The organism is Rhizobium sp. Root1203 (assembly GCF_001424945.1).
GTDB lineage: Bacteria > Pseudomonadota > Alphaproteobacteria > Rhizobiales > Rhizobiaceae > Rhizobium.
The window spans coordinates 75,712-101,463 of sequence record NZ_LMCW01000067.1 but is presented as its reverse complement, the minus strand read 5'-3'; the positions used below and the strand labels follow the sequence as shown (position 1 = coordinate 101,463).

The 25,752-nt window shown below is 60.7% G+C and carries 25 protein-coding genes; 12 read left to right on the top strand and 13 right to left on the bottom strand.

From position 1 onward, the window contains the following. Nucleotides 1-11 precede the first annotated feature (11 nt). The 5 genes from mltG to fabD form a co-directional block, all read right to left on the bottom strand. Nucleotides 12-1,244, bottom strand: a complete 1,233-nt coding sequence (gene mltG / locus ASC97_RS29975) for an endolytic transglycosylase MltG (RefSeq protein WP_057472086.1) — start codon at nucleotides 1,242-1,244, stop codon at nucleotides 12-14. A gap of 115 nt (nucleotides 1,245-1,359) precedes the next feature. Next, nucleotides 1,360-2,622 (bottom strand): beta-ketoacyl-ACP synthase II, encoded by a 1,263-nt coding sequence (gene fabF / locus ASC97_RS29970; RefSeq protein WP_057471967.1) that lies wholly within the window; start codon nucleotides 2,620-2,622, stop codon nucleotides 1,360-1,362. Nucleotides 2,623-2,717: 95 nt separating this feature from the next. Beyond that, a complete protein-coding gene (locus tag ASC97_RS29965) occupies nucleotides 2,718-2,954 on the bottom strand; it encodes an acyl carrier protein (protein WP_003502080.1) in 237 nt (78 codons plus the stop codon). A gap of 289 nt (nucleotides 2,955-3,243) precedes the next feature. Further along, complete coding sequence (fabG, locus tag ASC97_RS29960; RefSeq protein WP_057471966.1) at nucleotides 3,244-3,981, bottom strand: 3-oxoacyl-[acyl-carrier-protein] reductase; 738 nt, start codon at nucleotides 3,979-3,981, stop codon at nucleotides 3,244-3,246. Nucleotides 3,982-4,010: 29 nt separating this feature from the next. Next, on the bottom strand, nucleotides 4,011-4,955 hold the full coding sequence (gene fabD, locus ASC97_RS29955; protein ID WP_057471965.1) for an ACP S-malonyltransferase: 945 nt from the start codon (nucleotides 4,953-4,955) through the stop codon (nucleotides 4,011-4,013). A gap of 204 nt (nucleotides 4,956-5,159) precedes the next feature. Between fabD and ASC97_RS29950 the strand changes: the two genes are divergently transcribed. The 6 genes from ASC97_RS29950 (at nucleotide 5,160) to rplI (ending at nucleotide 10,909) form a co-directional block, all read left to right on the top strand. Further along, complete coding sequence (locus ASC97_RS29950) at nucleotides 5,160-6,203, top strand: aldo/keto reductase (protein ID WP_057471964.1); 1,044 nt, start codon at nucleotides 5,160-5,162, stop codon at nucleotides 6,201-6,203. Nucleotides 6,204-6,406: 203 nt separating this feature from the next. After that, the gene (locus ASC97_RS29945) at nucleotides 6,407-8,164 is read left to right on the top strand and encodes an adenylate/guanylate cyclase domain-containing protein (protein WP_057471963.1); all 1,758 of its coding nucleotides are present in this window, start codon (nucleotides 6,407-6,409) and stop codon (nucleotides 8,162-8,164) included. A 273-nt stretch (nucleotides 8,165-8,437) separates the two neighbouring features. Next, nucleotides 8,438-8,908, top strand: coding sequence for a 30S ribosomal protein S6 (gene rpsF / locus ASC97_RS29940; RefSeq protein WP_057472085.1), 471 nt, complete (start codon nucleotides 8,438-8,440; stop codon nucleotides 8,906-8,908). Nucleotides 8,909-8,920: 12 nt separating this feature from the next. Continuing rightward, nucleotides 8,921-9,169 (top strand): 30S ribosomal protein S18, encoded by a 249-nt coding sequence (gene rpsR, locus ASC97_RS29935; RefSeq protein WP_004680498.1) that lies wholly within the window; start codon nucleotides 8,921-8,923, stop codon nucleotides 9,167-9,169. 156 nt (nucleotides 9,170-9,325) lie between these two features. Continuing rightward, the gene (locus ASC97_RS29930; protein WP_057471962.1) at nucleotides 9,326-10,309 is read left to right on the top strand and encodes a DUF2232 domain-containing protein; all 984 of its coding nucleotides are present in this window, start codon (nucleotides 9,326-9,328) and stop codon (nucleotides 10,307-10,309) included. 21 nt (nucleotides 10,310-10,330) lie between these two features. Next, nucleotides 10,331-10,909 carry a 50S ribosomal protein L9 gene (gene rplI, locus ASC97_RS29925; protein ID WP_057471961.1) on the top strand — a complete coding sequence of 193 codons (579 nt, stop codon included), beginning with the start codon at nucleotides 10,331-10,333 and terminating at the stop codon, nucleotides 10,907-10,909. A 56-nt stretch (nucleotides 10,910-10,965) separates the two neighbouring features. Here the strand turns inward: rplI and ASC97_RS29920 are convergent, their stop codons facing one another. Genes ASC97_RS29920 through ASC97_RS29910 form a run of 3 tightly spaced genes read right to left on the bottom strand, consistent with a single transcriptional unit; the run spans nucleotide 10,966 to nucleotide 14,174 of the window. Next, nucleotides 10,966-12,030 (bottom strand): HlyD family secretion protein, encoded by a 1,065-nt coding sequence (locus ASC97_RS29920; protein WP_057471960.1) that lies wholly within the window; start codon nucleotides 12,028-12,030, stop codon nucleotides 10,966-10,968. Nucleotides 12,031-12,046: 16 nt separating this feature from the next. Continuing rightward, nucleotides 12,047-13,720 carry an MFS transporter gene (locus ASC97_RS29915; RefSeq protein ID WP_057471959.1) on the bottom strand — a complete coding sequence of 558 codons (1,674 nt, stop codon included), beginning with the start codon at nucleotides 13,718-13,720 and terminating at the stop codon, nucleotides 12,047-12,049. Between the two features lie 10 nt (nucleotides 13,721-13,730). After that, the gene (locus ASC97_RS29910; RefSeq protein WP_057471958.1) at nucleotides 13,731-14,174 is read right to left on the bottom strand and encodes a MarR family winged helix-turn-helix transcriptional regulator; all 444 of its coding nucleotides are present in this window, start codon (nucleotides 14,172-14,174) and stop codon (nucleotides 13,731-13,733) included. 329 nt (nucleotides 14,175-14,503) lie between these two features. On the opposite strand from ASC97_RS29910, the gene ASC97_RS29905 reads away from it, so the two are divergent. Beyond that, complete coding sequence (locus ASC97_RS29905; RefSeq protein WP_057471957.1) at nucleotides 14,504-16,000, top strand: replicative DNA helicase; 1,497 nt, start codon at nucleotides 14,504-14,506, stop codon at nucleotides 15,998-16,000. 30 nt (nucleotides 16,001-16,030) lie between these two features. Here the strand turns inward: ASC97_RS29905 and ASC97_RS29900 are convergent, their stop codons facing one another. The 3 genes from ASC97_RS29900 to ASC97_RS29890 all read right to left on the bottom strand — a co-directional run bounded on the left by ASC97_RS29900 (nucleotide 16,031) and on the right by ASC97_RS29890 (nucleotide 17,927). Further along, a complete protein-coding gene (locus ASC97_RS29900) occupies nucleotides 16,031-16,333 on the bottom strand; it encodes an AzlD family protein (RefSeq protein ID WP_057471956.1) in 303 nt (100 codons plus the stop codon). Beyond that, on the bottom strand, nucleotides 16,330-17,034 hold the full coding sequence (locus tag ASC97_RS29895; RefSeq protein ID WP_057472084.1) for an AzlC family ABC transporter permease: 705 nt from the start codon (nucleotides 17,032-17,034) through the stop codon (nucleotides 16,330-16,332). Before ASC97_RS29895 ends, ASC97_RS29900 begins: the two co-directional genes overlap by 4 nt. Nucleotides 17,035-17,105: 71 nt before the next feature. Next, entirely contained in the window at nucleotides 17,106-17,927 is an 822-nt protein-coding gene (locus ASC97_RS29890; protein WP_057472083.1) for an AraC family transcriptional regulator, read from the bottom strand. 182 nt (nucleotides 17,928-18,109) lie between these two features. Here ASC97_RS29890 and alr point away from each other — a divergent pair, with 182 nt between their 5' ends. After that, complete coding sequence (gene alr / locus ASC97_RS29885; RefSeq protein WP_057471955.1) at nucleotides 18,110-19,288, top strand: alanine racemase; 1,179 nt, start codon at nucleotides 18,110-18,112, stop codon at nucleotides 19,286-19,288. Here the strand turns inward: alr and ASC97_RS29880 are convergent. Then, on the bottom strand, nucleotides 19,285-19,920 hold the full coding sequence (locus ASC97_RS29880) for a LysE family translocator (protein WP_057471954.1): 636 nt from the start codon (nucleotides 19,918-19,920) through the stop codon (nucleotides 19,285-19,287). The genes alr and ASC97_RS29880 overlap by 4 nt on opposite strands. A gap of 151 nt (nucleotides 19,921-20,071) precedes the next feature. Between ASC97_RS29880 and radA the strand changes: the two genes are divergently transcribed. The 4 genes from radA (at nucleotide 20,072) to ASC97_RS29860 (ending at nucleotide 24,669) form a co-directional block, all read left to right on the top strand. Continuing rightward, the gene (gene radA, locus ASC97_RS29875) at nucleotides 20,072-21,475 is read left to right on the top strand and encodes a DNA repair protein RadA (RefSeq protein WP_057471953.1); all 1,404 of its coding nucleotides are present in this window, start codon (nucleotides 20,072-20,074) and stop codon (nucleotides 21,473-21,475) included. A 93-nt stretch (nucleotides 21,476-21,568) separates the two neighbouring features. Beyond that, nucleotides 21,569-22,195 (top strand): CvpA family protein, encoded by a 627-nt coding sequence (locus ASC97_RS29870; protein ID WP_057471952.1) that lies wholly within the window; start codon nucleotides 21,569-21,571, stop codon nucleotides 22,193-22,195. Nucleotides 22,196-22,341: 146 nt separating this feature from the next. After that, a complete protein-coding gene (gene purF / locus ASC97_RS29865) occupies nucleotides 22,342-23,832 on the top strand; it encodes an amidophosphoribosyltransferase (protein WP_057471951.1) in 1,491 nt (496 codons plus the stop codon). Nucleotides 23,833-23,928: 96 nt separating this feature from the next. Further along, nucleotides 23,929-24,669, top strand: coding sequence for an SDR family NAD(P)-dependent oxidoreductase (locus ASC97_RS29860; protein WP_057472082.1), 741 nt, complete (start codon nucleotides 23,929-23,931; stop codon nucleotides 24,667-24,669). On the opposite strand, the gene ASC97_RS29855 is transcribed toward ASC97_RS29860, so the two are convergent. Continuing rightward, on the bottom strand, nucleotides 24,651-25,343 hold the full coding sequence (locus ASC97_RS29855; protein WP_082530233.1) for a glycoside hydrolase family 25 protein: 693 nt from the start codon (nucleotides 25,341-25,343) through the stop codon (nucleotides 24,651-24,653). The genes ASC97_RS29860 and ASC97_RS29855 overlap by 19 nt on opposite strands. Between the last annotated feature and the right edge of the window lie 409 nt (nucleotides 25,344-25,752).

The following is a 25,752-nucleotide window of genomic DNA, read 5'->3' as shown; positions in this document are numbered from 1 at the left end:
GACCTCCGAAATCAGTTCGTTTTCTTTTTCTTCTGTGCAGGAGCAGCGGGCGCCTCAGCCGGGGCCGCTCCATCGGGCTGTCCATCGACAGCGATATTCGGGTCGGCGCCCTTGTCCGCCTCCAGTTTGCGCCAGCGCTTGACGTTGGCATTGTGTTCTTCGAGCGTGGCTGCAAACACGTGGCCACCCGAACCGTCGGCCACGAAATAGAGGTCCTGGGTCTTCCACGGATTGGCGACGGCTTCCAGGGCGTCGCGCCCCGGATTGGCGATCGGCGTCGGCGGCAGGCCCTTGATCACATATGTGTTATAGGGCGTGTCCTTCTTGAGGTCGGACTGATAGATCGGCCTGTCGGCGGGTTTGCCGTCGCCACCGAACAGGCCGTATATAATTGTGGGATCGGACTGAAGCCGCATTCCCTTGCCCAGACGGTTGAGGAAAACAGACGCCACGTGCGCACGCTCGTCCGGAACACCGGTCTCTTTTTCCACGATCGAAGCAAGCGTGACCAGCTCTTCCTTGGACTTCAGCTGGAGCGAACTATCCCGCTTCTCCCAGACCTGATCGACCAGCTTCTGTTGGGCCGCCGCCATCTGCTCGATGATCTCCGCGCGCTTCGTACCACGCGAGAATTTGTATGTATCCGGGCGCAGGCTGCCCTCGGTCGGCAGGACAGCCGGCAGGTCGCCTTCCAGGATCCCATCCTCGTTCATCCGGTTGAACATCTGGCGAACACTCAGCCCCTCGGGAAAGGAAACCGAATAGAGGATGGATTTTCCGGATTTGAGCAGCTCCATAATATCATTCATCGAGGCATGCGCCTTGATCTCATACTCGCCGGCCTTGAGGCTTTCGCCATCGTTGAGGTGTGTGGCCGTCAGGTAGCGGAAAACACGCCCGTCGGAGATGATATTGTTCCGCTCCAGGTTAAAAGCGATCTCGGTGATGCCCGCACCGTTGCGCACGATGAAATTGGTGTTCGCTTCCAGCGGACCAGGGCCTTGATAGGTGGAAATGGCATAGTAGAAGACCACGACGGCCACGGCACAGCCGAGCACGACGAGCGTCATCAGGAAGTTCAGGAAGATAATGACCTGGCTTCGTGCCTTCTTCGAGCGCTTGGGCGGCTCCGGGACGCGCTCCGGGCGCAACGCCTCGTTGGGCGATTTAGGAATGATCGGCCCGCTTTGCGACTGCTGGCTTTGCTGGCCAACCGTGTCATTGCTCTGGTTCGTATCGCTCACCGGCAATCCTCTAAACTTGGCCCCACGTCCTGCTTCTTGCGAAGCAATGCGGCAAAATGCAGGTGGGCAGCCCGATCTCGCACTGCCCAGCCTGTCGCGAACGTCAAGCTTGACGTCAAGCGACGTAGCGGCGAAGCACCAGCGATGCGTTGGTACCGCCAAATCCGAACGAATTCGACAACGCCACGTTGATTTCGCGCTCGCGCGCTTTGTGCGGGACCAGATCGATCGCCGTGTCGCGCTCGGGGTTGTCGAGGTTGAGCGTCGGCGGGGCGATGTTGTCGCGAATGGCAAGCGTTGCGAAGATGGCTTCAATCGCACCCGCGGCACCGAGGAGATGGCCCGTGGCGGATTTCGTGGACGACATCGAGATCTTCGACGCGGCGTTGCCGACCAGGCGCTCGACGGCACCCAGCTCGATTGTGTCGGCCATGGTCGACGTGCCGTGGGCGTTGATGTAATCGACATCCGCAGGTGTCAGGCCCGCGCGCTTCAGCGCAGCCGCCATGCAGCGTCCGGCGCCTTCGCCGTCTTCCGACGGCGCGGTGATATGATAGGCGTCACCCGAAAGACCGTAGCCAACCACTTCCGCGTAGATCTTGGCGCCTCGTGCCTTGGCATGTTCAAGCTCTTCCAGAACGACGATGCCGGCGCCCTCACCCATGACGAAGCCGTCGCGATCCCTGTCGTAGGGACGCGAAGCCTTGGTCGGATCGCCGTTGTGCTGCGTCGACAGCGCCTTGCAGGCGGCGAAGCCAGCCAGCGATATGCGGCTCACAGGAGATTCGGTACCGCCTGCGACCATGACGTCGGCATCGCCGAATGCGATGAGACGGGCGGCGTCGCCGATTGCGTGAGCTCCGGTCGAGCAGGCAGTGACGACCGAGTGGTTCGGGCCACGCAGCTTGTGGCGGATCGAGACCTGGCCGGACACGAGATTAATCAGGCGGCCGGGGATGAAGAAGGGCGAGATGCGGCGCGGGCCCTTGTCGCGAAGCGTATAACCGGCTTCGACAATGCCTTCGATGCCGCCGATGCCGGAACCGATCAGCACGCCCGTCGAGATTTGGTCTTCATCCGTTTGCGGATGCCAGTTGGCGTCGTTCAGCGCCATGTCGGCGGCGGCCATGCCATAGATGATGAAGGGATCGACCTTGCGCTGCTCCTTCGGTTCCATCCAATCGTCGGCATTGAACGTACCGTCCGTGCCGTCACCGACGGGAATGCGGCAAGCGATCTTGGCGGGGAGGTCTTCGACTTCGAATTCAGTGACCAGGCGAGCGCCGTTCTGGCCCGCGAGCAACCGGGACCAGGTCACTTCCGTTCCACATCCCAATGGCGATACCATGCCGGTACCAGTTATAACGACCCGTCTCATCGACTGCATTTCCCCCGCCTTTTGTGTTTTATGGAGAACCATGCCGGAAATAAAAAGGGCGGACTCCGGGTCCGCCCTTTCTCAATTGCTCAGGATTAAGCCTGGGCCTTTTCGATGAACTTCACGGCATCGCCGACCGTCAGGATCGAGTCAGCAGCGTCGTCCGGAATCTCAACGCCGAATTCTTCTTCGAACGCCATGACCAGTTCGACGGTGTCGAGCGAGTCAGCGCCCAGATCGTCGATAAAGCTGGCGCCTTCGACAACCTTGTCGGCATCGACGCCAAGATGATCAATAACAATTTTCTTTACGCGTTCTGCGATATCGCTCATGTCGGTTTCCTCGACCTTATGTCCTGATCAGAATGCCTTTTGACATCCCTACCCTGTTTCAGCCTGCGGCGCCCTAAAGCCACCCTCGGCAAACTCGTTGAACCCGGCTTCCAGAGATGTCCCAGGCTTGCACAAAAGCCTGCCGGTCCGTCTTCTTTCTCGGGAGACTGTTCACAGTCATGGCCCGCTTAACACGGTTTAAGTCTGCCGCAAAGCCAGAAAATCAACCCCACCGGGTTGGTCAACACGCTATTGCGGGGAAAATCCGTCCCGCGGGCAGTTTCCCGTTTCAGATCATGGCCATGCCGCCATTTACGTGCAAAGTCTGGCCTGTCATGTAGGCGGCTTCCGACGACGCCAGATAGGCAACTGCAGACGCAACTTCGGCGCCTGTGCCCATCCGCTTCATGGGGATAGCACCCATGATCGCATCTTTTTGCTTGTCGTTCAGCTTGCCGGTCATTGCGGACTCGATGAACCCGGGCGCGACGCAGTTTACCGTGACGTTGCGGGTCGCGATTTCCTGCGCCAGCGACTTGGTAAAGCCGATCATGCCGGCCTTGGAGGCACAGTAGTTGGCCTGACCAGGATTGCCGGTGACCCCTACGATAGAGGTTATGTTGATGATGCGGCCATAGCGGCGGCGCATCATCGGGTGCGTCAGCTCGCGGGTAAGTCGGAACATCGACGTCAGATTCACCTCGATGACGTTGTCCCAGTCTTCGTCGCTCATCCGTACGAACAGGCCGTCCTTGGTGATGCCGGCGTTGTTGACGAGAATGTCGACGCCTTCCAGCTCGGCTTCGGCCTTGACGCCCAGCGCCTTGACTTCATCGCGATCGGCAAGGTTCGCCGGAAAGATCTTGACGCGCTCGCCAAGTTCGTTGGCCAGCGCTTCGAGCTTTTCAACGCGGGTTCCATGCAAGCCGACAATTGCGCCCTGCCGGTGAAGAATACGGGCGATTTCTTCGCCGATGCCGCCGGAAGCACCGGTAACGAGAGCCTTGCGGCCGGAAAGATCAAGCATGGGAACGTTCCTTGTAATCGTTAAATCAATCAGGCCATGAGTGCGGCGACGGCCGCGTCGATATCAGCTGCTGTGTTGACCGAGATGCCGTTGACGGTTTTATCGATGCGGCGTGCAAGGCCGGTGAGCACCTTGCCGGAGCCGAGTTCGTAAAGCGTGGAGACACCGTTGGCGCCGAACCACTCGACCGTTTCGCGCCAGCGCACCTGACCGGTGACCTGCTCCACCAGGAGCCTGGCAATTTCGTCGGCGTCCGTCACCGGTGCCGCGCGGACATTGGCGATCAGCGGAACGACAGGGTTCGACTTTGCGACGCTTGCAAGAGCATCGCGCATGGCGTCGGCGGCCGGGGCCATCAGCGTGGAATGGAACGGCGCGGAAACCGGCAGCAGGATCGCCCGCTTGGCGCCCTTTTCGGTTGCGAGCGCAGCGGCCTTTTCAACGGCGACCTTCTCGCCGGAGATGACGATCTGGCCGCCGCCGTTGTCGTTGGCGATCTGGCAGGAGCCCAAGACCGACGCGTCTTTGCAGACGGCAATCACATCGGCATGTTCGAGACCGATGATCGCTGCCATAGCGCCGACGCCGACCGGCACGGCAGCCTGCATGGCATTGCCACGGATGCGCAGCAGCCGCGCCGTGTCGCCGAGCGAGAAGGTGCCGGCGGCACAAAGGGCGGAATATTCGCCGAGCGAGTGACCGGCGACGTAGGATACCTTTGCCTTGAGATCCAGCCCCTTGGCTTCGAGCACGCGGACGACCGCCATGGAAACCGCCATCAGAGCGGGCTGCGCATTGGCTGTCAGGGTCAACGTGTCCTCAGGGCCGTTGAACATGGTCTCGGAAAGCTTCTCGCCCAGAGCGTCGTCGACCTCTGCGAAAACTGCGCGGGCCTCAGTGAAATTGTCGGCGAGTTCCTTGCCCATGCCGACGGCCTGGCTGCCCTGCCCGGGGAATGTGAAAGCGATGGTCATCCTATGTCCTTTTATATGGACCTCTGGTTATTTCGCCTCCAATTGACATTCTTTCCCGCAGAGTCAAGTGCTGAGCGCCTGCGTTCCAAGGCTTTCGCGGCTGCGAGAAAGCTTGGTTCGCCCTCTTGCGCTTGTTCGATTCCGGCCTAGATTGCGCCGTCCTTCCCGACGATTTCCTTTTCAGATCACCTTCAAGGCACTCAGATGAGATACAAGAAACTTGGCCGCACCGACATTTCCGTGTCCGAAATCTGCCTCGGCACGATGACGTGGGGTACGCAGAACACCGAGGCCGAAGCGCACGAGCAGATGGACTATTCCGTCGAGAACGGTGTCAACTTCTTCGATACGGCTGAGCTTTACCCAACGACGCCGCTCTCTCCCGAGACACAGGGCCTGACCGAGGATTACATCGGCAGCTGGCTTCAGAAGAGCGGCAAGCGCAAGGACATCGTCCTTGCCACCAAGGTCGCGGGGCCCGGCCGCGCCTATATCCGCAGCGGCGAGGGTGCCGACGCCAGGAACATCCGCCTCGCCATAGAAGCAAGCCTCAAACGGCTGAAGACAGACTATGTCGACCTCTACCAGATCCATTGGCCGAGCCGCGGCCATTTTCATTTCCGCCAGGCATGGAACTACGACCCCTTCAAGCAGGATCGTGCCAAGGCGGTCGCCAACATCGCAGAAATCCTGGAAACGATGGGCGCATTGGTGCAGGAAGGCAAGGTTCGCGCCTTCGGCCTTTCCAACGAGACGACATGGGGTACGCAGAAGTACCTGACGATTGCCGAACAGCAAGGGCTGCCGCGCGTGGCCAGCATCCAGAACGAATACAATTTGCTCTATCGCCACTACGACCTCGACATGGCCGAACTCTCGCACCATGAGGATGTCGGCCTGCTCGCCTATTCGCCCCTTGCGGGGGGCATCCTGAGCGGCAAGTATATCGATGGCGCCAAGCCGCAAGGTTCACGCGGGTCCATCAACGGGGACATCGGCGGCAGGCTGCAACATCTGCAGGAAGCACCGACGAGGGCATATATCGAGATCGCTGCCCGGCACGGCCTCGATCCCTCGGCCATGGCAATCGCGTTTTGCCTGACGCGCCGCTTCATGGCATCGGTGATCATCGGCGCGACGACGATGAAGCAACTCGAGACAGATGTGGGTTCAGCGACCCTCAAGCTGTCGCACGACGTTCTGGCCGACATAGAGAAGGTGCATCGTCAGTATCCGATGCCGATCTAAGCCGGCACGCTTCAAACGGTGCCGGCCGGCCTTTCGCCGGCCGGCACCGTTCAAGCCCATCGTCCCCTGCCGGACCGATGTGCCTCGGGCACAACGACAGGTTTTGGCGAGGCTGTGGCCGTTTGCAATTTGCCGCTTCTACAGTTTCTTCATTTAAGCTAGTTTCGGATGGCCTTGGCAAATGCCACCGGAGTGCCACCTCCATGGAACGCAAGCTTGCAGTCATCCTTGCCGGAGACGTTGCCGGCTATAGTCGCCTCGTTGCCGCCAACGAGGAAGATGCCCTTGCGACGCTTGCCACCTACAACGCCACCATCGGCGACCTGGTCTCGGAGCACGGCGGACGGATCTTCGGCAGCGCCGGAGACAGTTTCGTGGCCGAATTTCAAAGTGCCGTGCAGGGCGTGCGTGCGGCCGTCGCGATCCAGCGCGCCCTTCATCGCCGCAACGCGGACCTGCCGACGGATCGCCGCATGGAATTTCGCCTCGGGCTCAATCTCGGCGATGTCGTCGTCTCGGGAGAAAACCTGCTCGGCGACGGTGTGAACGTGGCCGCGAGGCTGCAAGAGGTCGCGTTGCCGGCCGGAATATGCATCTCGGGCGCTGTCAGGGACCAGATCGAAGGCAAGCTTGACTTTCCCATGGTGCGGATGGGCGACCGCACTTTGAAGAACATCCCACGCCCCGTGCCGGTCCACAGGGTGCACTGGAGCCGCGAGGATCCGGTTGAGGCCGGTGCGCTCGACGGGCCGCTCCGGCTGCCCGACAAGCCGTCCATCGCCGTGCTCCCGTTCGTCAACATGTCCGACGATCCCGAGCAGGAGTTCTTCGCCGACGGTCTCACCGAGGATATCATAACAGCCCTTTCGCTCTACCGATGGTTCTTCGTCATCGCGCAGAACTCGTCCTTTGCCTACAAGGGCCGCGCCGTCGACGTGAAACAGATCGGCCGAGATCTGGGGGTTCGCTACATCGTCGAAGGGAGCGTCCGCAGAGCTGGAACCCGCGTCCGCGTTACAGGCCAGTTGATCGAAGCAGAAAGCGGCGTACATCTCTGGGCACAACGCTACGATCGGGAAATCACGGACATCTTTGCCATCCAGGACGAACTCACCCAAAACGTCGTCGGGGCGATCGAGCCCGAAATCCTGATCGGGGAAAGCCGCAGAGTCCAGCAAAGGGCCACGGACAATCTCGACGCCTACGAAAGCCACATGCGCGGCACCTGGCTTCACAACGCGCAAGACACCGCGGCGCATTTCGTGGACGCGATCACCTGGCATCGTCGGGCAATAGCTCTCGACCCGGATTTCGGCCGCGCTCATATGATGCTCGCCCGCTCGCTCTATGCCCGATGCTTTCATGGTTTCAGCGATGACGTCGATCGCGACAGCGCCGAGCTTCGGGCGGCTGCGGAACGGGCCGTGGCGCTCGACACCCGCGACCCCTATTCACACTACGCGATGTGTCTTGCTCACTTTGTCGGACAGAATGCGCCGGCAGCGGTCGAAGAAGCGCAGCAGGCAATCGACCTCAATCCCAATCTTGCGTTGGCGCACATGGGGCTGGGTTGGGCTCGGATATTCACCGGGCATTTCGCCGAAGCACTTGATCCGCTTCACATGGCGCTTCGACTCAGTCCGCACGATCCGCTGACATACCTCATTCTCGACCGCATCGCGCTTTCGCACTACCATCTCGGCAACTACGAGGAGGCAGTGCACTACTCGGAACGAGGACTTTCGCTTCGCCGCGCCTATTTCAACCGCGTCGTGCTGCTCGCAAGCCTCGGCCAGCTCGATCGACAGGCCGAAGCACAGCGGCTCATTCCCGAGACGCTGTCCAACGTGCCGGCGGACATCGAGCACTACTGGAAGATCCTGACGCCTTATGTCGACCGGCGCCATCGCCTGCATTTTCTCGAGGGGCTTGGCAAGGCAGGCTTCCCTGTCGTGACGTGACCTCGCCGCAATCTTGCGCTACCCCTTGCCTTTCCGCGAAAAACCCGTATAAGCCGCCCTGTTCGCAAACCCGGTCTTCTGGCTGGTGGCTGAACGGAGGGCCGGTTTTCGCAAGAGAATCGTCGGAACGGAAGCGTTCCAGCCTCCCGTGTCTCCGCTCTCGACCGTCTCGGAACGCTTTTCTTGCTTGGCGCTTGTCGTCTCTCAGGAGCAGTCGTTGAGGCTTAGCCGCCGAATATCGGGTTGAACCAACGCAAGAAAGGCAAAGCTGTCATGGCTCTTTATGAACATGTATTCCTTGCCCGACAGGATATTTCCGCTCAGCAGGTCGATGCCCTCGTAGAACAGTACAAGGGTGTGATCGAAGCGAATGGCGGCAAGGTCGGGCGCATCGAAAACTGGGGCCTCAAGTCCCTCACCTACCGCATCAAGAAGAACCGCAAGGCTCACTATGCCCTGATGGACATCGATGCACCGGCAGCTGCGATCCAGGAAATGGAACGCCAGATGCGCATCAGCGAAGACGTCCTGCGTTACATGACGATCGCTGTTGAAAAGCACGAAGAAGGCCCGTCGGCCATGATGCAGAAGCGCGACCGCGACGACCGTGGCCCGCGTGATGGCGCCCGTGGCCCGCGTGAAGGCGGCTTCGGCGATCGCGACCGTGGTCCTCGCCCTCCGCGCGAGGGTGGCTTCGGTGACCGTGAAGACCGTCCGCGCCGTCCGCGCGAAGACCGTGTATAAGGAGATCTGAGAATGTCTGAAGCTTCCTCCGCTCCGGTCCGTCGCCCGTTCCATCGTCGTCGCAAGACCTGCCCGTTCTCCGGTGCAAACGCTCCGCGGATCGACTACAAGGACGTTCGTCTCCTGCAGCGCTACATTTCCGAGCGCGGCAAGATCGTTCCTTCCCGTATCACGGCTGTTTCGCAGAAGAAGCAGCGCGAACTCGCCCAGGCGATCAAGCGCGCTCGTTTCCTCGGCCTGCTGCCGTACGTCGTCGCTTAATCAGCCGACGCGACCGAATAGAGGGAAGGCAGCGATGCCTTCCCTTCTCCCTTTCGCGATGGGCGCGGATCGGAACTCCTAAAACCCATGTTGAGGCCTTTCTGAAACCGATTCAGGAAAGTCCCTCTAACTGCTTGATGAAGCAGGACAGCGACATTGAAACAATTGAACACTAAAACGCTTGGCATCGGCGCGCTCGCCGGATTGACCGCCGCACTTCTGGTGCTCGGCGCGAGCCTGCAGCCGTCGTTCAGTTCCGTTCTCTATGCTGCCTCCGCTCTTCCGATCCTTCTCGTCGGCCTCGGCTGGGGGAACCTCGCGGCCGTTTCTGCCGTGGTTACCGCTGCCGCGCTGGGCGCGATCGCCATCTCGCCTTCGTTTGCGCTGATGATGACGCTGGTTACGCTCCTGCCGGCCGGATGGCTCAGCCATCTCGCAAACCTTGCCCGTCCCGCCGCCGAGCTTGGCGGACCCGACCACCTGATGGCGTGGTATCCACTCTCCGACATCCTCCTGCATCTCGGTGCGCTTGTGACGGTTGCCGTGATCGTCGTGGGCGTGATGATTGGCTACGGCCCGGATCTTATCGACAGGCTGGTCGACGTCCTGTTCGGCTCGATCGCACAGCAACAATCCGAATTCGCTCCCGACGCTGCGACGATTGCGCAGACCAAGTCGCTGGTCCTCCTGCTGCTGCCGGCGATTCAGGGCGGCATGTGGGTCATCATGCTGTTTGCCGCCTACTACATTGCCACGCGCGTCGTCAGCGCGTCGGGCCGCGGCCTGCGCCCCCGTGAGGATATCCCCTCCTCACTGAGGATGAACCGCAACTCGATCTTCATTTTCCTCGTCGGACTTGCCGCCACTTTCTTCGGCGGCATCCCGGCGATGATCGGAGCGACGCTTGTCGGCACATTCGGCGCCGGCTTCCTGCTCTCCGGTTTTGCCGCGCTGCATTTTCGCACCCGCGGAAAGGATTGGCGCCTGCCGGCGCTGATCCTCTGCTACCTGGCATCGCTGTTGCTGATGGTGCCAGCCTTTTTCATCCTCGTGGTGGGGCTCAGCGATACCCGAAAGGCGATCGCTCTCACCCCGAACAAGGATGCTGATGCCCCCAAACAGACAGACACGAAAATCTAGAGACACGAAAGGAACACCAAGATGGAAGTCATTCTTCTCGAACGCATCTCCAAGCTCGGCCAAATGGGCGAAACCGTAAAGGTTCGCGACGGCTTTGCTCGCAACTATCTCCTGCCGCTCGGCAAGGCTCTGCGCGCCAATGCTGCGAACAAGACCCGTTTCGAATCCGAGCGCGCAACGCTCGAAGCCCGCAACCTCGAGCGCAAGTCGGAAGCCCAGAAGGTCGCCGACGTTCTCGAAGGCAAGTCGTTCATCGTCGTTCGTTCGGCTGGCGAAACCGGCCAGATGTATGGCTCGGTCGCTGCTCGCGACGTCGTTGAAATCCTCGCCGCAGAAGGCTTCAACATCGGCCGCAACCAGGTTCACCTGAACACGCCGATCAAGGCAATCGGTCTGCATCAGGTCGAGCTCCAGCTTCATGCCGAAGTTGAAATCAAGATCGAACTGAACGTCGCACGTTCGGCCGAAGAAGCCGAGCGCCAGCTGAAGGGCGAGACCCTCACCTCCGTCGATGCCATCTACGGTGTTGACGAAGACGCCCTGCGTCCGGAAGACTTTTTCGATCCGGAAGCTGACGGCAACGCAGAAGACGACGAATAGTATTTCTGGAGAGCGATCTCCTGAGTGCAGAAAGCCCGGTTCGCGCCGGGCTTTTTCTATTTCGCCGCAGTCTTCGCTTCGGGCTCGACACTCTTGTCGACGTTGACCACGACGGACAGGCCGGGCGTCAAGCTCCTGGCGAGCGATTGGTCCGGATCGATGCTGATGCGCACGCCGACGCGCTGGGCGATCTTGACGAAATTGCCGGTCGCATTGTCAGGCTTGATGACAGCGAACTCCGAACCGGCGGCTGGCGAAAAGCGCTCTATGCGCCCAGTCAGACGCTGCTTTCCGAGAGCGTCGACAACGATAGACACCGGCTGACCGACTTCCATCCCCTCAAGCTGCGTTTCCTTGAAATTGGCGACGACCCAAACGTCCTCCGGCACCACGGCCATGAGCTGTGTGCCCGCGGCCACATACTGCCCGAGCCGAACACCCACTTCGCCAAGATGGCCATCGCGCGGCGCCACGATCGAGGTGTTCTGAAGGTCGATTTCCGCCAGATGCACGGTGGCCTCGGCGCTTGCGACATTGGCCTCGAGCAACGAGCGATTGACGATAATCGTCGCAAGGCTCTGCTTGGAAACTTCCAGAGCCGCTTGGGCCTGGTTCAGCGCCGCCTTGGCCTGCTCCAACGTTGCCTGCGCCTGTTCGGATTCGCTCGCGGATGCAATGCCGCGATCGTTGAGATTGCTGACCCGGTCCCAGGCGAGTTGCGCGCGCTTCAGCGCAGCGTTGGCACTGTCGATCTGCGCCTCGCTCGACGCGATCGTTGCCCTGGCAGAGAGTTCCGACTGGCGCGAATTATCCAGCGACGCCTTCTGGCCATCCAGCGCTGCCCGGGCTTGAGCAAGCTTCTGGGCATAGATCCTGCCGTCGATCCTTGCCAGGACCTGACCCTGCTTCACCTGCTCGTAGTCCTTGACGGGAACTTCGACGACGTAGCCGCTGACCTGGGGGCTCATGATCGTCACGTAGCCTCTGACATAGGCGTTGTCGGTGGTCTCGACCGAGGTGACGAACGGCGGCAGGCGCCAGGCGTAGAGGACGAGAAGTACCCCCGCTATGCCTGCCAGGAGGGCGATCATGCTTGCCGGCGACCGGAAAAATTTCAACATGCGCGGAACTCTGTGATCAGGTTTGGGCTACGGAGGAGTCCTGTCGGCTCATTTCAAGCCAGGGAAGCCGCCGCAACGCTTGGTGAAGGAGGAGAACAGCCAGCCCCAGAAGCGAGGCAAGGCAAATCACCAGGAATGTATCGTTATAGGCAAGGACATATGCCTCACGCGTGACTTGCTGGCCAAGCAGGGCAATGCCTTCCGCATTCAGCAGAGTCTTGTCGGTTATGACCTTGGCATAGGCGGCAGTCAGTTGGGACACGCGCTGCGCGACCACCGGGTCTTGCAAGAGCATGTGTTCGACCAGAACGTTCGAGTGGAACTTCTCGCGAATGGTGACGAAGGTGCCGAGCATGGCCGACGCGAAGAGGGAGCCTATGCTCTGCGTGAACAGAAAAATCGCCAGAAAATTGACGATGAAGGGCATGCCCCGCGCCATTGCCGCCTTGAAACCGCTTGCCATGACCGGCGGGAGAAACATCGCGGCACCGGCTGCGACCATGGCCTGGCTCAGGTACATCTGTTCGGGGCGCGTCAAGCTGGTCGACTGGCTGTCGAGATACGCGCCGGCCGCGATCAGTATCAGGGCCAGAATATGAGCGGTCTCGACATAGCGCGTCGTCATGAGCAGCGTGCAGAACAATCCGCCGACCAATGATGCGAGCAGGATGACAGCATAGAGGGTGGTCGTCTGATCGTTGAGGATGCCAAGCTGCTGGTAGAGGTTCGCGGCTGTCGAGGATTGTTCGGAGGACACGAATCGGAAGAGAAGGAGAACGCCCGCCATCCGCAAGTTGGCGCCCGCCAGCAGCCAGCGGAAATCGAGCAGCGGATTGTCGCGCGGCAACTCGATGACCAGCACCAGGGCGAGAGAGCCGACCGCGGTGGCAAGCAGAATGCCCAGCCACGGCGCTTCGAACCACCAATACAGGCGCCCTAGCGTCAGGACGACAGCGAGGCAGCCGAAGCCGATCGCAAGCAGGAGATAACTCAGGATATCGAGCCGCTGGATCACAACAGTGCGCGGCGGTGCCGTGAGCGGCAGGGTATAGATAATCGCGAAGGCGATGAGCGCGAGCCCCATCTCGAGCATGTACAGCGCGTGATAGCCACCGAAATCCAACAGGGACGGCGATATGATGCGCGAAACGGGGGCAGCAAAAAGTGTACACATAAGCGCCAGACTTATGCCGACCGAAAGCTTCTTTTCGGGCGCGAACGCCTCCAGCATATAGAGAAAGCCGAGCGTGGACAGCGGCGCCGCCGCAATGCCGCTGATCGTCCTGACGACAATCGCCGAATGAAGATCGGTTACGAGAAGGTTGAGGGCCGCCGCGACGACAAAGCAGATGATACCAAGCTCTGCAAAGCGCCTGAGACCATACTGTGTGCGGATTTTGAAGAGGGCGATCGACAAACTTGCATAAGGCGCCATGTAGGCTGCCGAGAGCCATGAAACCTCCGCCGTGGTCGCCGAGAACGAACCTTGGAGCTGATAGATATTCGCCGTGAGGAGGTTCATCCCGAGACCCTGCGTCAGAAACAGCAGGAGTGATGCGCCCATGTACAACGGTATCTTCCAACCCGGCATCGCAATTGGCACCGGTGGCGGTGCCGGCTGAGGCTCGACAGTCGCCTCGCCTGTCACCTTCGGCTCAACCTTGTCGCTGCCGGTCTGAGCAAGGCTCATTCACACAACCTCATACTCCGCGGATGCCCTGAAGATTGGCCTGCATGGCCCGTATTACATTCAAGGTAGTCTTCAGATCGTTTTCGGAAATGCCGGCGATCACCTGTGCACGTACGCTGACGGCAATCTCGTCGATTTCTCCTGCAACGACCTTCCCGGTTTCGGTAATGTAGATTTCCTTGGCGCGACGGTCAGAGCCGGCGACCCGCCTCTCGACAAATCCCTGCCCCTCCATCGCATCCAGGATCCTGACCAGCGTCGGCGTCTCGAGCTCCAGCCGATCGGCGAGCTCCTTCTGGTTGATTCCGTCCTTCTTGTTGAGCGTAAAGAAGACCCGCGCGCGCGGCAGCGTCATGTTGCGCTCCCGGACGATCTTGTCGAAGACGGCCCTGAGCTTTCTATTGAAAGCCGCCAGGTCCTCGATGAGTTCACGTCCGAGAACGGGATTTGCCATTACATTCAATCCATTTTTGTTAGTATGCTAATTATATATATGCTACCTATCCTGTTTTTAGATGTGTTTCAAGGGCCTGGAATACGAGTTTTGAATGCAACCCTCTTCCCGCAGGCTTAAACTAGCACGTACTCAGGCCAAAGTGAGTCGTTTTGTGTCGTGTCCTCAAGGTGACACTTTCGGTATTTTTGCTTTGACCGCAAGTTCCGCTGTGGAGAAGTCGAACAGTGGGCAAAGTGCTCCCGTTTCGAAAGCTTCAACCGCCTGACACTTGATTTTGCGCCCGGTGCGCTGCACACCCGAAGCTGAAAAAGACAGAACGGATCAAGATGAACGACGTCGCTCGAAAGATTGCCGCTGTTGCTCCGGCGGAGCAGCACTATCGCGAAGCACCCAACAACATCGAAGCGGAGCAGGCGCTGCTCGGCGCGATCCTGATGAACAACGACGCCTACTACCGGGTGTCGGACTTCCTGAAACCGATACATCTCTACGAGCCGCTTCACCGCAAGATCTACGAGGTTGCCGGCGACATCATCCGCATGGGCAAAATCGCCAATCCGGTGACGATCAAGACGTTTCTGAAGGCCGACGACAAGGTCGGCGACATGACAGTCTCCGAGTATCTCGCGCGCCTCGCCCGAGAAGCCGTGACAATCATCAACGCCGAAGACTATGGCCGCGCGATCTACGATCTGGCGTTGCGCCGTGCGCTGATCACCATCGGCGAGGATGTCGTCAATATCGCCTACGACGCGCCACTCGACATGCCGCCGCAGGCACAGATCGAAGACACCGAGCGGCGCCTCTTCGAATTGGCCGAAAACGGCCGCTACGACGGCGGGTTCCAGGCCTTCAACGATGCCGTTGCGCTGGCGATCGACATGGCGGCAGTCGCCAAGGAACGCGATGGCGGCCTCTCCGGCATCTCGACCGGCATCCACTCGCTCGATTCCAAAATGGGTGGCCTGCAGCGCTCCGACTTGATCGTCCTTGCAGGTCGTCCGGGTATGGGCAAAACTTCGCTTGCGACCAACATCGCCTACAACATTGCAGCCGCCTATGAAGGCGAAGTCCAGGCCGACGGCAGCACGAAGGCGAAGAACGGCGGAGTCGTCGGGTTCTATTCGCTGGAAATGTCATCCGAGCAGCTCGCCACCCGTATCATCTCCGAGCAGACGGAAGTCTCCTCGTCGAAGATCCGCCGCGGCGACATCAACGATGCCGATTTTGAGAAGCTCGTCGCCTGCTCGATGATGATGCAGAAGGTGCCGCTCTATATCGACCAGACAGGTGGTATATCGATCGCACAGCTATCGGCCCGCGCCCGTCGTCTCAAACGCCAGCGCGGCCTCGACTGCCTGGTGGTCGACTATATCCAGCTCATGACCGGCTCGGGCAAGTCAGGCGAGAACCGCGTGCAGGAAATCACCCAGATCACCACCGGCCTGAAGGCGCTGGGTAAAGAACTGAACGTTCCGATCATCGCACTTTCCCAGCTCTCCCGTCAGGTCGAAAGCCGCGACGACAAGCGCCCGCAGCTCTCCGACCTTCGTGAATCTGGTTCGATCGAGCAGGACGCCGACGTGGTGCTGTTCGTGTTCCGCGAGGAATACTACGTCAAGAACAGCGAGCCGCGCGACATCGCCGATCCGAAATATCCTGAATGGGAAGCGCTGTTCGACAAGGTAAAAGGCACGGCGGACGTCATCATCGCCAAGCAGCGTCACGGACCGACCGGCACGGTCAAGCTCGCCTTTCAGTCGGAATTCACCCGCTTTGCCGATCTCGCCGATCCGTCGTTCATTCAGTATGAGGAACATTGATTCCGAGGTTGGGACCGATGTCCCGCGTCGTCAAAGCCCGATCGCTCTCAACAGCGCGACGCTGGCGATACCGAGCGCAACGCTCGCCAGCATCGGCAGGCGTCGGGCCGACAGAGCGGTGATGCAACATGCGGCCGTTTCCGCCCAACCGGTGGAAAATGCCGTGGGGGCAATCACAGCCATCAGTACCGCCGGCGGGATGGCTTCGATCGCGGCTCTGGTTTGATCGGTCATCTCGACGTGACGGATGATGACAAGACCACTAACGCGGGTAAGGACAGTGGCCGCCGCCATGGCGAGAATGGCAAGCAGGGTGTGAAAGTCGAGCGTCATGCCGTAACCGCTTTCGTCCTGCCTGCCCAAAGCGAGGCGAAAAGTCCGGCCACAGCGCCTGCGGCTATGTACCAGACGCCAGGCACGAAATGATTGACCAGGACGGCGGCAAATGCGCTTGACGCCAGCACCGTGCCGGTCTCCCTCCCCTTCCAGAACCTCATGACCAACACCACGAAGACAGCCGGAAATGCGAAGTCGAGGCCGATTGTCGCAAGATCTCCGAGGAACGCGCCAAGCAGCGCGCCCGCAAGCGTCGAACCGACCCAGGCAGCGTAGAAGGGCGCTACGATGCCCGCATACCACGATAGCGTCAGCTTGGTGGCGCCAGCCCGAAACTCTGCCATCGCCCATAGTTCGTCGGCAAGGAAAAGCATCGCCACATATTTCTGGATACCGGAGAAGGACTGCATCTTCGTGCCGATCGATGCACTCATCAACACATGTCGGATATTGACGAGAAACGCCGCAAAGCCGAGCCCCGCCCAGCTTGCAGGATGGGTCCAAATGCCCATTGCGACGAATTGAGACCCGCCGGCAAAGACCAGCGCACTCATCAACGTGGCCTCAAGGGCGGAGAGCCCCGACGTGGCGGACATAGCGCCGAAGACAAGTCCGATGGGGACGACGGCAACAATCAGTGGCAGGATGGCGCGCGCTCCGGCGAGAAATTCGCCGCCCGGCCGGTTCCGCTGAAGCATGGAAACCTCCAGATCGATCAAAGTGAGGAGGTGTTATTCCGGGCTACTGCGTCCGTATTGAACGAAAGTGATCAGCCCGCCCGGAACTGTCCCGGGGTTACGCCGGTGCGCGCTTTGAAATGACGGGTAAAATGTGCCTGATCGGCAAATCCGCACTGGATTGCAACATCCGCCGGCGCCTGCCCGGCGCGCAGCAGCTTTCGCGCTTCGCGCACGCGCTTGTCGGTCAGGAAAGCATGCGGCGTGATGTGGTATTCCTTGCGAAAAGCACGAATGAGATGAGCGCGGCTGAGGCCGGTGACCTTCGCCACTTCCTCAAGGCCGATATCGGTGTCGAAGTTCTCGATCAGGTAGTCGCGGGCGCGTGCCACCGCCGTGCGCTCCATCGTATCGAGCGGAACGATGACGGCGCTGCCGTGTCTGTCGAAGAGGGCAGCGAGCAGTTGAAGCATGCCCTCCTCGGATTCCAGCGCTCCGGCGCCGGTCTCCAGCGCGCGATGCGCGGCATGAAAGGCGATCGCCATTTGCGGATCGCGCGGAAGCTCCTTCGGGAAAGAGGGCGTCGCGTTGAACACCTTGCCGCTTACATCCTCCAGGATATCGACCAGAAGTGTCGTGTCCGGATAGATCATCCGGTAGCGATATCCCTCCCCGCCGGGCGCCCCGTCATGAACGACACCGGGGTCGATGAGGTAAAGGTCGCCTGGCCCGGTTTCTTCCCGTTTGCCCTTCACTCTCGCAATCTGGCTGCCGCTTTCGATGGCGCCGATGCTGAAGGTATCATGCGCGTGCGGTGCATATTCATGGGTGAGAAAGCTGGCGCTCAGGCATTCCATGTCACGGAAGCGCCTGGCCCGCCAGAAGCGTGCCATTTCGACATCGACGAGCGGCATCGCTTCCGCGGCCTGTTTCTGCGATACGTTCTGCATCGCATGAAAATAGTCCAACAAACGCCATGCGTCTTGAACAAAAGTGACCGCAAGGCCGAGATGCAGCCCGAACTCTTTCGCTTTGCCTTGTTGATCGCTAGATTGGTACTTCCAATTTCCAACACTCCATTTCCCACGGCGCGTCCATGACAGAACTTCTTGATGACTTCGAAAATGAAGATCCTTTCGCCACCGCGGGCTTGCGCCTGACCGTCGACCTGACTGCGCTGACCGAGAACTGGAAAGATATGGCGCGCCGCTCCGGCAGGGCGCGTGCCGCAGCTGTCGTGAAGGCCGACGCCTACGGCACCGGTATCGAGGACGCCGGCGAAGCGCTGTATATGGCCGGTGCGCGGGACTTCTTCGTGGCCACCGTCGATGAGGGCGTAACACTCAGGCTTTATGCACCCGACGCCCGGATTTTCGTCCTTTCCGGCATATGGCCGGGCACCGAGCGTCGTTTCTTCGAGAACGATCTGGTCCCGGTGATTTCGTCGGAGGAACAGCTTGCCTTCTGGATGGCTGTGCTGTCCGAGTATGGTGACTACCCGTGTGCGCTTCACGTCGACACCGGATTCAACCGCCTGGGACTTGCGATGGACGAAGCGATCGCGCTTGCCGACGACGTCTCCCGCCCCGCGAGTTTCGCGCCGGTTCTCGTCATGAGCCACCTTGCATGCAGCGACGATCCCTCATCGCCGATCAACAGGCATCAGCTCGAATCATTCCGGAGGGTTAGCGCCGCTTATGAAGGTATCGATTCAAGCCTTGCGGCTTCGGGAGGCATCTTTCTCGGCAGCGACTATCACTTCGACCTAACCCGTCCCGGAATCTCCATGTATGGCGGTGAAGCCGTCAGCGGCATGACCAATCCGATGCGGCCGGTGGTGACCGCGGAGGCGCGGATCATCCAGGTGCGCACGGCAAATGCAGGCCAATCCGTCAGCTACGGCCACTCGGTACAGTTGAAGCGCGACAGCCGCCTGGCGATCGTGTCCGTCGGCTATGCAGACGGCTACATGCGCAGCCAATCGAGCACCGGGGTACCGCTGCGCCAGAGCGTGCCGCAGGGCGGGCAAGCCTTCATTGCCGGCCGGACGGTCCCCATTGCCGGGCGCATCAGCATGGACATGACGATCTTCGATGTCACGGACCTTCCGGAAAATGCAGTGCGCGCAGGCGATTACGTCGAACTGTTCGGAAAAAACGTCGCCGTCGACGATGTCGCACGGGCGGCGGGGACGATCGGCTACGAGATCCTGACCAGCATTGGGCTGCGTCACGAGCGGCGCTACGTCGTCGACGACGAAAGCGACGCGATCTAGCGCGTCGTCAGCGCCAACCGCACGCCAAGGGCGACGAGCAAGGCTCCCAGCCCACGGTCGAGCCACAGGCCGACGCTCCTGCGGCGTTTGATCAGATCCGCGAGGCGGCCACCGGCCAGAATGAGCGGAGGCTCGATGAAGACGGCGACGACGATGATCAGGACGCCGTGAACCGCGAGCTGGAGCCATGTCGGGCCGGCTCCCTCGACGACGAACTGCGGCAGGAACGCAAGGAAGAAAATTGCGACCTTCGGATTGAGCAGCGAGACGAGAATCCCCTGCCTATAGACACGACGCCAAGGCAAGGTGTTTTCCGCCGCCTTGACAAGACCTCCCTGGCCGTCCGAGCGCAAAGCCTGAATGCCAAGCCAGACCAGATAGAGCGCGCCAATCCACTTCACGGCCGTGAATGCCACCGCGGAAGCGGCAAGGACTGCAGATAGGCCGAAGGCCGCCATCGCCACATGCAGGCACGCGCCGGTCCATATTCCGAACAGGGCTGCAAAGCCGGTGCGCATCCCGCTCTTGACCGTATGGCCGAGGATGAACGCCATGTCCGGACCCGGCGACAGATTAAGAAGAACTGCTGCCGAGAGAAACGTGATCCAGTGTGCGAGCGAGTAATCGAGCATCGTCCAGCCTCACAGAAAGTGGAGAACTGATGCCATGTTGGCCCCTGATAGGGAAATCATTAGTTTTGATCGGTGCCTCGAATGATTATCTGGGCAACAAGACTGATTCGAGCCGGCAACAGCCCGGCCGTTTGAACGAAAGCGGCAATTGATGGCGAAGGCCAGAACACAATTCATCTGCCAGAACTGCGGCGCGGTCCACAACAGGTGGGCCGGCAAGTGCGAGGGCTGCGGCGAGTGGAACACGATCGTCGAGGAAGACCCGATGGGCGGGATCGGCGGCGGACCGGCAAAGACGCCGAAAAAGGGGCGCGCCGTCGCGCTCACGGCGCTTTCCGGCGAGATCGAGGAAGCGCCGCGCATCCATACCGGCATCTCCGAACTCGATCGCGCGCTCGGCGGCGGTTTCGTTCGCGGCTCGGCCGTGCTGATCGGCGGCGACCCCGGCATCGGCAAATCGACCCTGCTGATGCAGGGAGCGGCAGAGCTTTCCCGTCGCGGCCATCGGATCATCTATGTCTCGGGCGAAGAGGCCGTGGCGCAGGTGCGGCTTCGCGCACAACGGCTGCAAGCCGCCGATACCGATGTGATGCTGGCGGCGGAAACCAACGTCGAGGATATTCTGGCGACGCTCGCCGAAGGCAAGCGGCCGGATCTCGTCATCATCGATTCCATCCAGACGCTGTGGAGCGAGCTTGCAGAGTCCGCGCCCGGAACGGTGACCCAGGTACGAACCGGCGTGCAGGCGATGATCCGTTTTGCCAAGCAGACGGGTGCTGCGATGGTGCTCGTCGGGCACGTCACCAAGGACGGGCAAATCGCCGGTCCGCGCGTGGTCGAGCACATGGTCGATGCCGTTCTCTATTTCGAAGGCGATCGCGGCCATCACTACCGCATCCTGCGCACCGTCAAGAACCGCTTCGGCCCCACCGACGAGATCGGCGTCTTCGAGATGTCGGACAAGGGGCTGCGTGAAGTCGCCAATCCATCCGAACTTTTCCTCGGCGAACGCAATGCGAAATCGCCGGGCGCGGCAGTTTTCGCGGGAATGGAAGGGACGCGTCCGATTCTTGTCGAGGTACAGGCGCTCGTGGCGCCTACGTCGCTCGGTACTCCGCGGCGAGCGATCGTCGGTTGGGATTCCGCGCGCCTGTCGATGATCCTCGCAGTGCTCGAGGCCCATTGCGGCGTCCGGCTCGGACAGCACGACGTCTATCTCAACATCGCCGGCGGCTACCGCATTTCCGAGCCGGCGGCCGACCTTGCCGTTGCCTCGGCGCTGGTTTCCTCGCTCGCCGGTATTGCCCTTCCGGCCGATTGTGTCTATTTCGGCGAAGTCAGCCTGTCGGGCGCCGTCCGGCCGGTTGCGCATACCCCCCAGCGCCTCAAAGAAGCCGAGAAGCTGGGGTTTTCTGCAGCGTTGCTGCCGTCGGGGTCCGCCGAACTGCCGAAGGGCACAGATGGTCGCTGGAGCGAGATCGAAAGCCTGCCGGATCTGGTCGCACGGATCGCGGGCTCGAAAGGTGCGCTGCGACGTGTGGAAGACGAGGTTTGATCCTTTCATCCCTGCCATCGGTGATGATATAGGAAGCACGCAATGAGGCGCGACTGAGCCGCGGATAAGCGGACGTCCTGGAGTTGAATTTATATGCCCATTACGATTTTCGACGGTATTGTCATCGGCGTCGTTCTTTTCTCCGCCGTACTTGCAATGGTGCGCGGCTTCTCCCGCGAAGTTCTTTCGATCGCCAGCTGGGGCGGCTCCGCGGCCGCCGCCTACTATTTCTATCCGTACCTGGTTCCCTACGCCAAGAAGTACACCGATGACGACCGCATCGCGATCGTGGGTTCGGCAGCCGTCGTCTTCCTGATTGCGCTGATCGTGATCTCCTTCATCACCATGAAGATCGCCGATTTCATCATCGACAGCCGTATCGGCGCGCTCGACCGCACTTTGGGCTTTCTCTTCGGCGCAGCAAGGGGCATACTTCTGCTCGTCGTTGCCACCGCCTTCTGGAACTGGCTCGTTGATGTCGATCACCGCCCGAACTGGGTCAACAGCGCAAAGTCCAAGCCGTTCCTGGATTCGATGGTCGTGAAGCTGCAGTCGGTGTTGCCGGCTGAGTTCGCCCAGATGGTGCGGGCAAGCGTAATGGAGAAGATTCAGCCGCAGGGCGGCAACGCGGAAGGTGGCAATGCGCCGGCATCCGACCAGGCACCTGCCGAAGATGCCACGCCTGCCCCTGCAAATGGTGCACAGCAGCCGTCTAATTGACGCAGTGTTCAACAGCTTGACCCGGCACATGGCAATTGCCATTTGAGCGGGACGTGAATAAAGGTCCGGCCGGGCATCCGCTCCGCCGGGCCTCAGCCGTTTTTGGAAATGCCGATCCATTCTTGTGAGAGCAAAGGCCCGCATCAATGAACCAGTCCCATTCCTCCACGCTCAACGATGAACTCGATGGCGATACGCTCCACGAGGAATGCGGGGTGTTCGGCGTTCTCGGGCATCCCGACGGCGCGACCCTGACGGCGCTTGGACTACATGCCCTGCAGCATCGCGGGCAGGAAGCCGCCGGCATCGTTACCTTCGACGGCAAGCAGTTCCACACCGAAAAGCGAATGGGCCTCGTCGGCGATCACTATACCGACCCGGCGACTCTCGCGAAGCTTCCCGGCTTCATCTCCATCGGCCATACGCGCTATTCGACGACCGGCGAAGTCGCACTTCGCAACGTCCAGCCGCTGTTTGCCGAACTCGAAGTCGGCGGCATTGCCGTTGCCCACAACGGCAACTTCACCAACGGCCTGACGATGCGCCGCATGCTGATCGCCGATGGCGCGATCTTCCAGGCTACATCCGATACCGAAGTTGTCCTTCACCTGATTGCGCGCTCCAAGCAGGCATCCTCCTCCGACCGTTTCATCGACGCGATCCGCCAGATGGAAGGTGGCTATTCGATGCTGGCAATGACCCGCACGAAGCTCATTGCCGCGCGCGACCCTATCGGCATCCGGCCGCTGGTCATGGGCGAGCTCGATGGCAAACCAATCTTCTGTTCCGAAACCTGTGCGCTGGACATCATCGGCGCGAAATACATTCGCGACGTCGAAAACGGTGAAGTGATCATCTGCGAAATTCAGCCGGACGGTTCCATCACCATCGACGCACGCAAGCCGGAGGCGCCGAAGCCGGAGCGGCTGTGTCTTTTCGAGTATGTCTATTTCGCCCGCCCCGATTCCGTCGTCGGCGGCCGCAGCGTTTATGTCGCGCGCAAGAACATGGGCATGAACTTGGCCAAGGAATCGCCGGTCGACGCCGACGTCGTCGTGCCTGTTCCGGACGGCGGCACTCCGGCAGCCATCGGCTACGCCCAGGCCAGCGGCATTCCCTTCGAACTCGGCATCATCCGCAACCATTATGTCGGGCGTACCTTCATCGAGCCGACGCAGCAGATCCGCGCCTTCGGTGTGAAGCTGAAGCATTCCGCCAACCGGGCGATGATCGAAGGCAAGCGCGTGGTTCTGGTCGACGACTCGATCGTGCGCGGCACGACCTCCCACAAGATCGTCCAGATGATCCGGGATGCCGGCGCCAAGGAAGTGCACATCCGCGTCGCAAGCCCGATGATCTATTTCCCGGATTTCTATGGCATCGATACACCCGACGCCGACAAGCTGCTGGCCAACCAATATACGAGCCTGAAGGCGATGTGCGATTATATCGGTGCGGACTCGCTCCAGTTCCTTTCGATCGACGGCCTCTACCGTGCCGTTGGCGGCGAGAATCGCGACAACGCCAACCCACAGTTTACCGATCACTATTTCACCGGGGACTACCCGACCCGCCTGCTCGATCAGGACAGCACCAGCAACGTGCGCAAGCTTGCCGTCATGGCCAGTAACGGCTAGGGAACGCCATCTCCTTGATGACCGCCGCCCTTTCCTCATTCCTGCGGGACTGAAGGAAGAATGCTTTTCCGCGCAACAGACACGGACGATATGACCATGACCATCGAGCTAAAGAACCGCATCGCACTCGTCACCGGTGCGTCGCGCGGTATCGGCTACTTCACGGCACTGGAGCTGGCCAAGGCCGGAGCACATGTGATCGCCTGCGCCCGCACCGTCGGCGGCCTTGAGGATCTGGACGACGCCATCAAGGCGGTCGGCGGTTCCGCGACGCTCGTTCCCTTCGACCTCGCCGACATGAACGCCATCGACGCCCTCGGCGCCTCGATCTTTGAGCGCTGGGGCAAACTCGACATCCTCGTCGCCAATGCCGGCGTGCTTGGCGTCATCTCGCCGATCGGCCACATCGAGGCGAAGACGTTCGACAAGGTGATGACCATCAACGTGACGGCCACGTGGCGACTGATCCGCTCGGTCGATCCGCTTCTCGCGCGCTCTGATGCCGGCCGTGCCGTCATCCTCTCATCGGCTGCCGCCCACAAATGCCGTCCGTTCTGGGGTCCCTACTCCGCCTCCAAGGCCGCCGTCGAGGCGCTTGCGCGCACCTGGGCTGGAGAGAGCCAGAGCACGCCGCTTCGCATCACAAGCGTCGACCCGGGTGCTACGCGAACCGCTATGCGCGCGCAGGCCGTTCCGGGCGAAAACCCCGAGACCCTGCCACACCCGTCCGAAATCGCGAAGGCGATCCTGCCGCTGGTGGGACCCGATGTGACCGAGACCGGCAAGCTGTACATCGTGCGCGAAAGCAAACTCGCAGACTACCGGCTGCCCGAATAATCCTCTGCCTGTTCAGCGGCCGGCGTCTGGAACAGGTGGGCGAAATCTGTTTCCGATGGACATAGGGCATTGAGGTCGACCGGCCCCTCGATGCCGTCCAACGCGCCGTTGTCGGCAAATTGCCATATCGACCACTGACGGCAACCTCCCCGACCCGGCTCTTCCGCGATGCTTCGCAGCCAGAGATAGTGATCGGGAAAGCCGGCTTCGTTTCCCTTCAGATACTGGTCGAAGAATTGCTGGTTGAGGTAGAAGATCGGCTTGCCCCGATAGGTGCCCTTCAATTCGGCGAGGAAAGAAACGATCTCCGCGCTCAGCTCTTCGCGTGTCGGAACCTTGCCGCAGTTGCCGGTGAACTCCAGGTCGATCGCAATCGGCAACGTTCCCGCCTCCGCGGGCACAGTTGCGAGCACGTTCTGCGCCTGCTCGCGGCCGGGGCGGCAGAAGGTGAAGAAGTGATAGGCACCGCGCACGATGCCCGCCTCCTTTGCCGCCTGCCAGTTCTCTGCAAACCGCGTATCCCTGTGATCGCCGCCCTCCGTCGCCTTCATGATGACGAAGCGGACATTCGCCTGCGCGGCGAGCTTCTTCCAGTCGATGCTGCCCTGGTGGTGGCTGACATCGATTCCCTGCAGGGGATAGTCTTCGAGCGATGGAGGAGCGAAAGGAGCCATGGCGCGATCGTATGCGAGGTACGATGCGAACGCGACTGCCAAGATGGCAATGGCTGCGATGGCTGCATACAGTGGCTTCACGCGAATTCCTCGAGCCGTGTTCAGTTGTTGCCCAGCAGTGTGTGGTCGGCGTAACGCGGGCGACGTCTCAGCTCCACACTTTCTCTTCTGGCGTTCCGTGTTGCAATCGTTTCACGGGAGCAACGCTCCGGCTGCGCCGGACCGCGTCTCACCCCTTGACCAAACGCCAAAGCCGGGCCATAAAACGCGCCATGAAAACGGTTACCTGCATCATCTGCCGGAAGATTATTCGCTAGCGCGCGCGCTGGCCTGGCCGTTTTCGTCTCCTAAAAGTCCAAGATGAGAAACGCCCCGGCCCGCCGGTGGAAGTATTTTTTCGGATCATTGC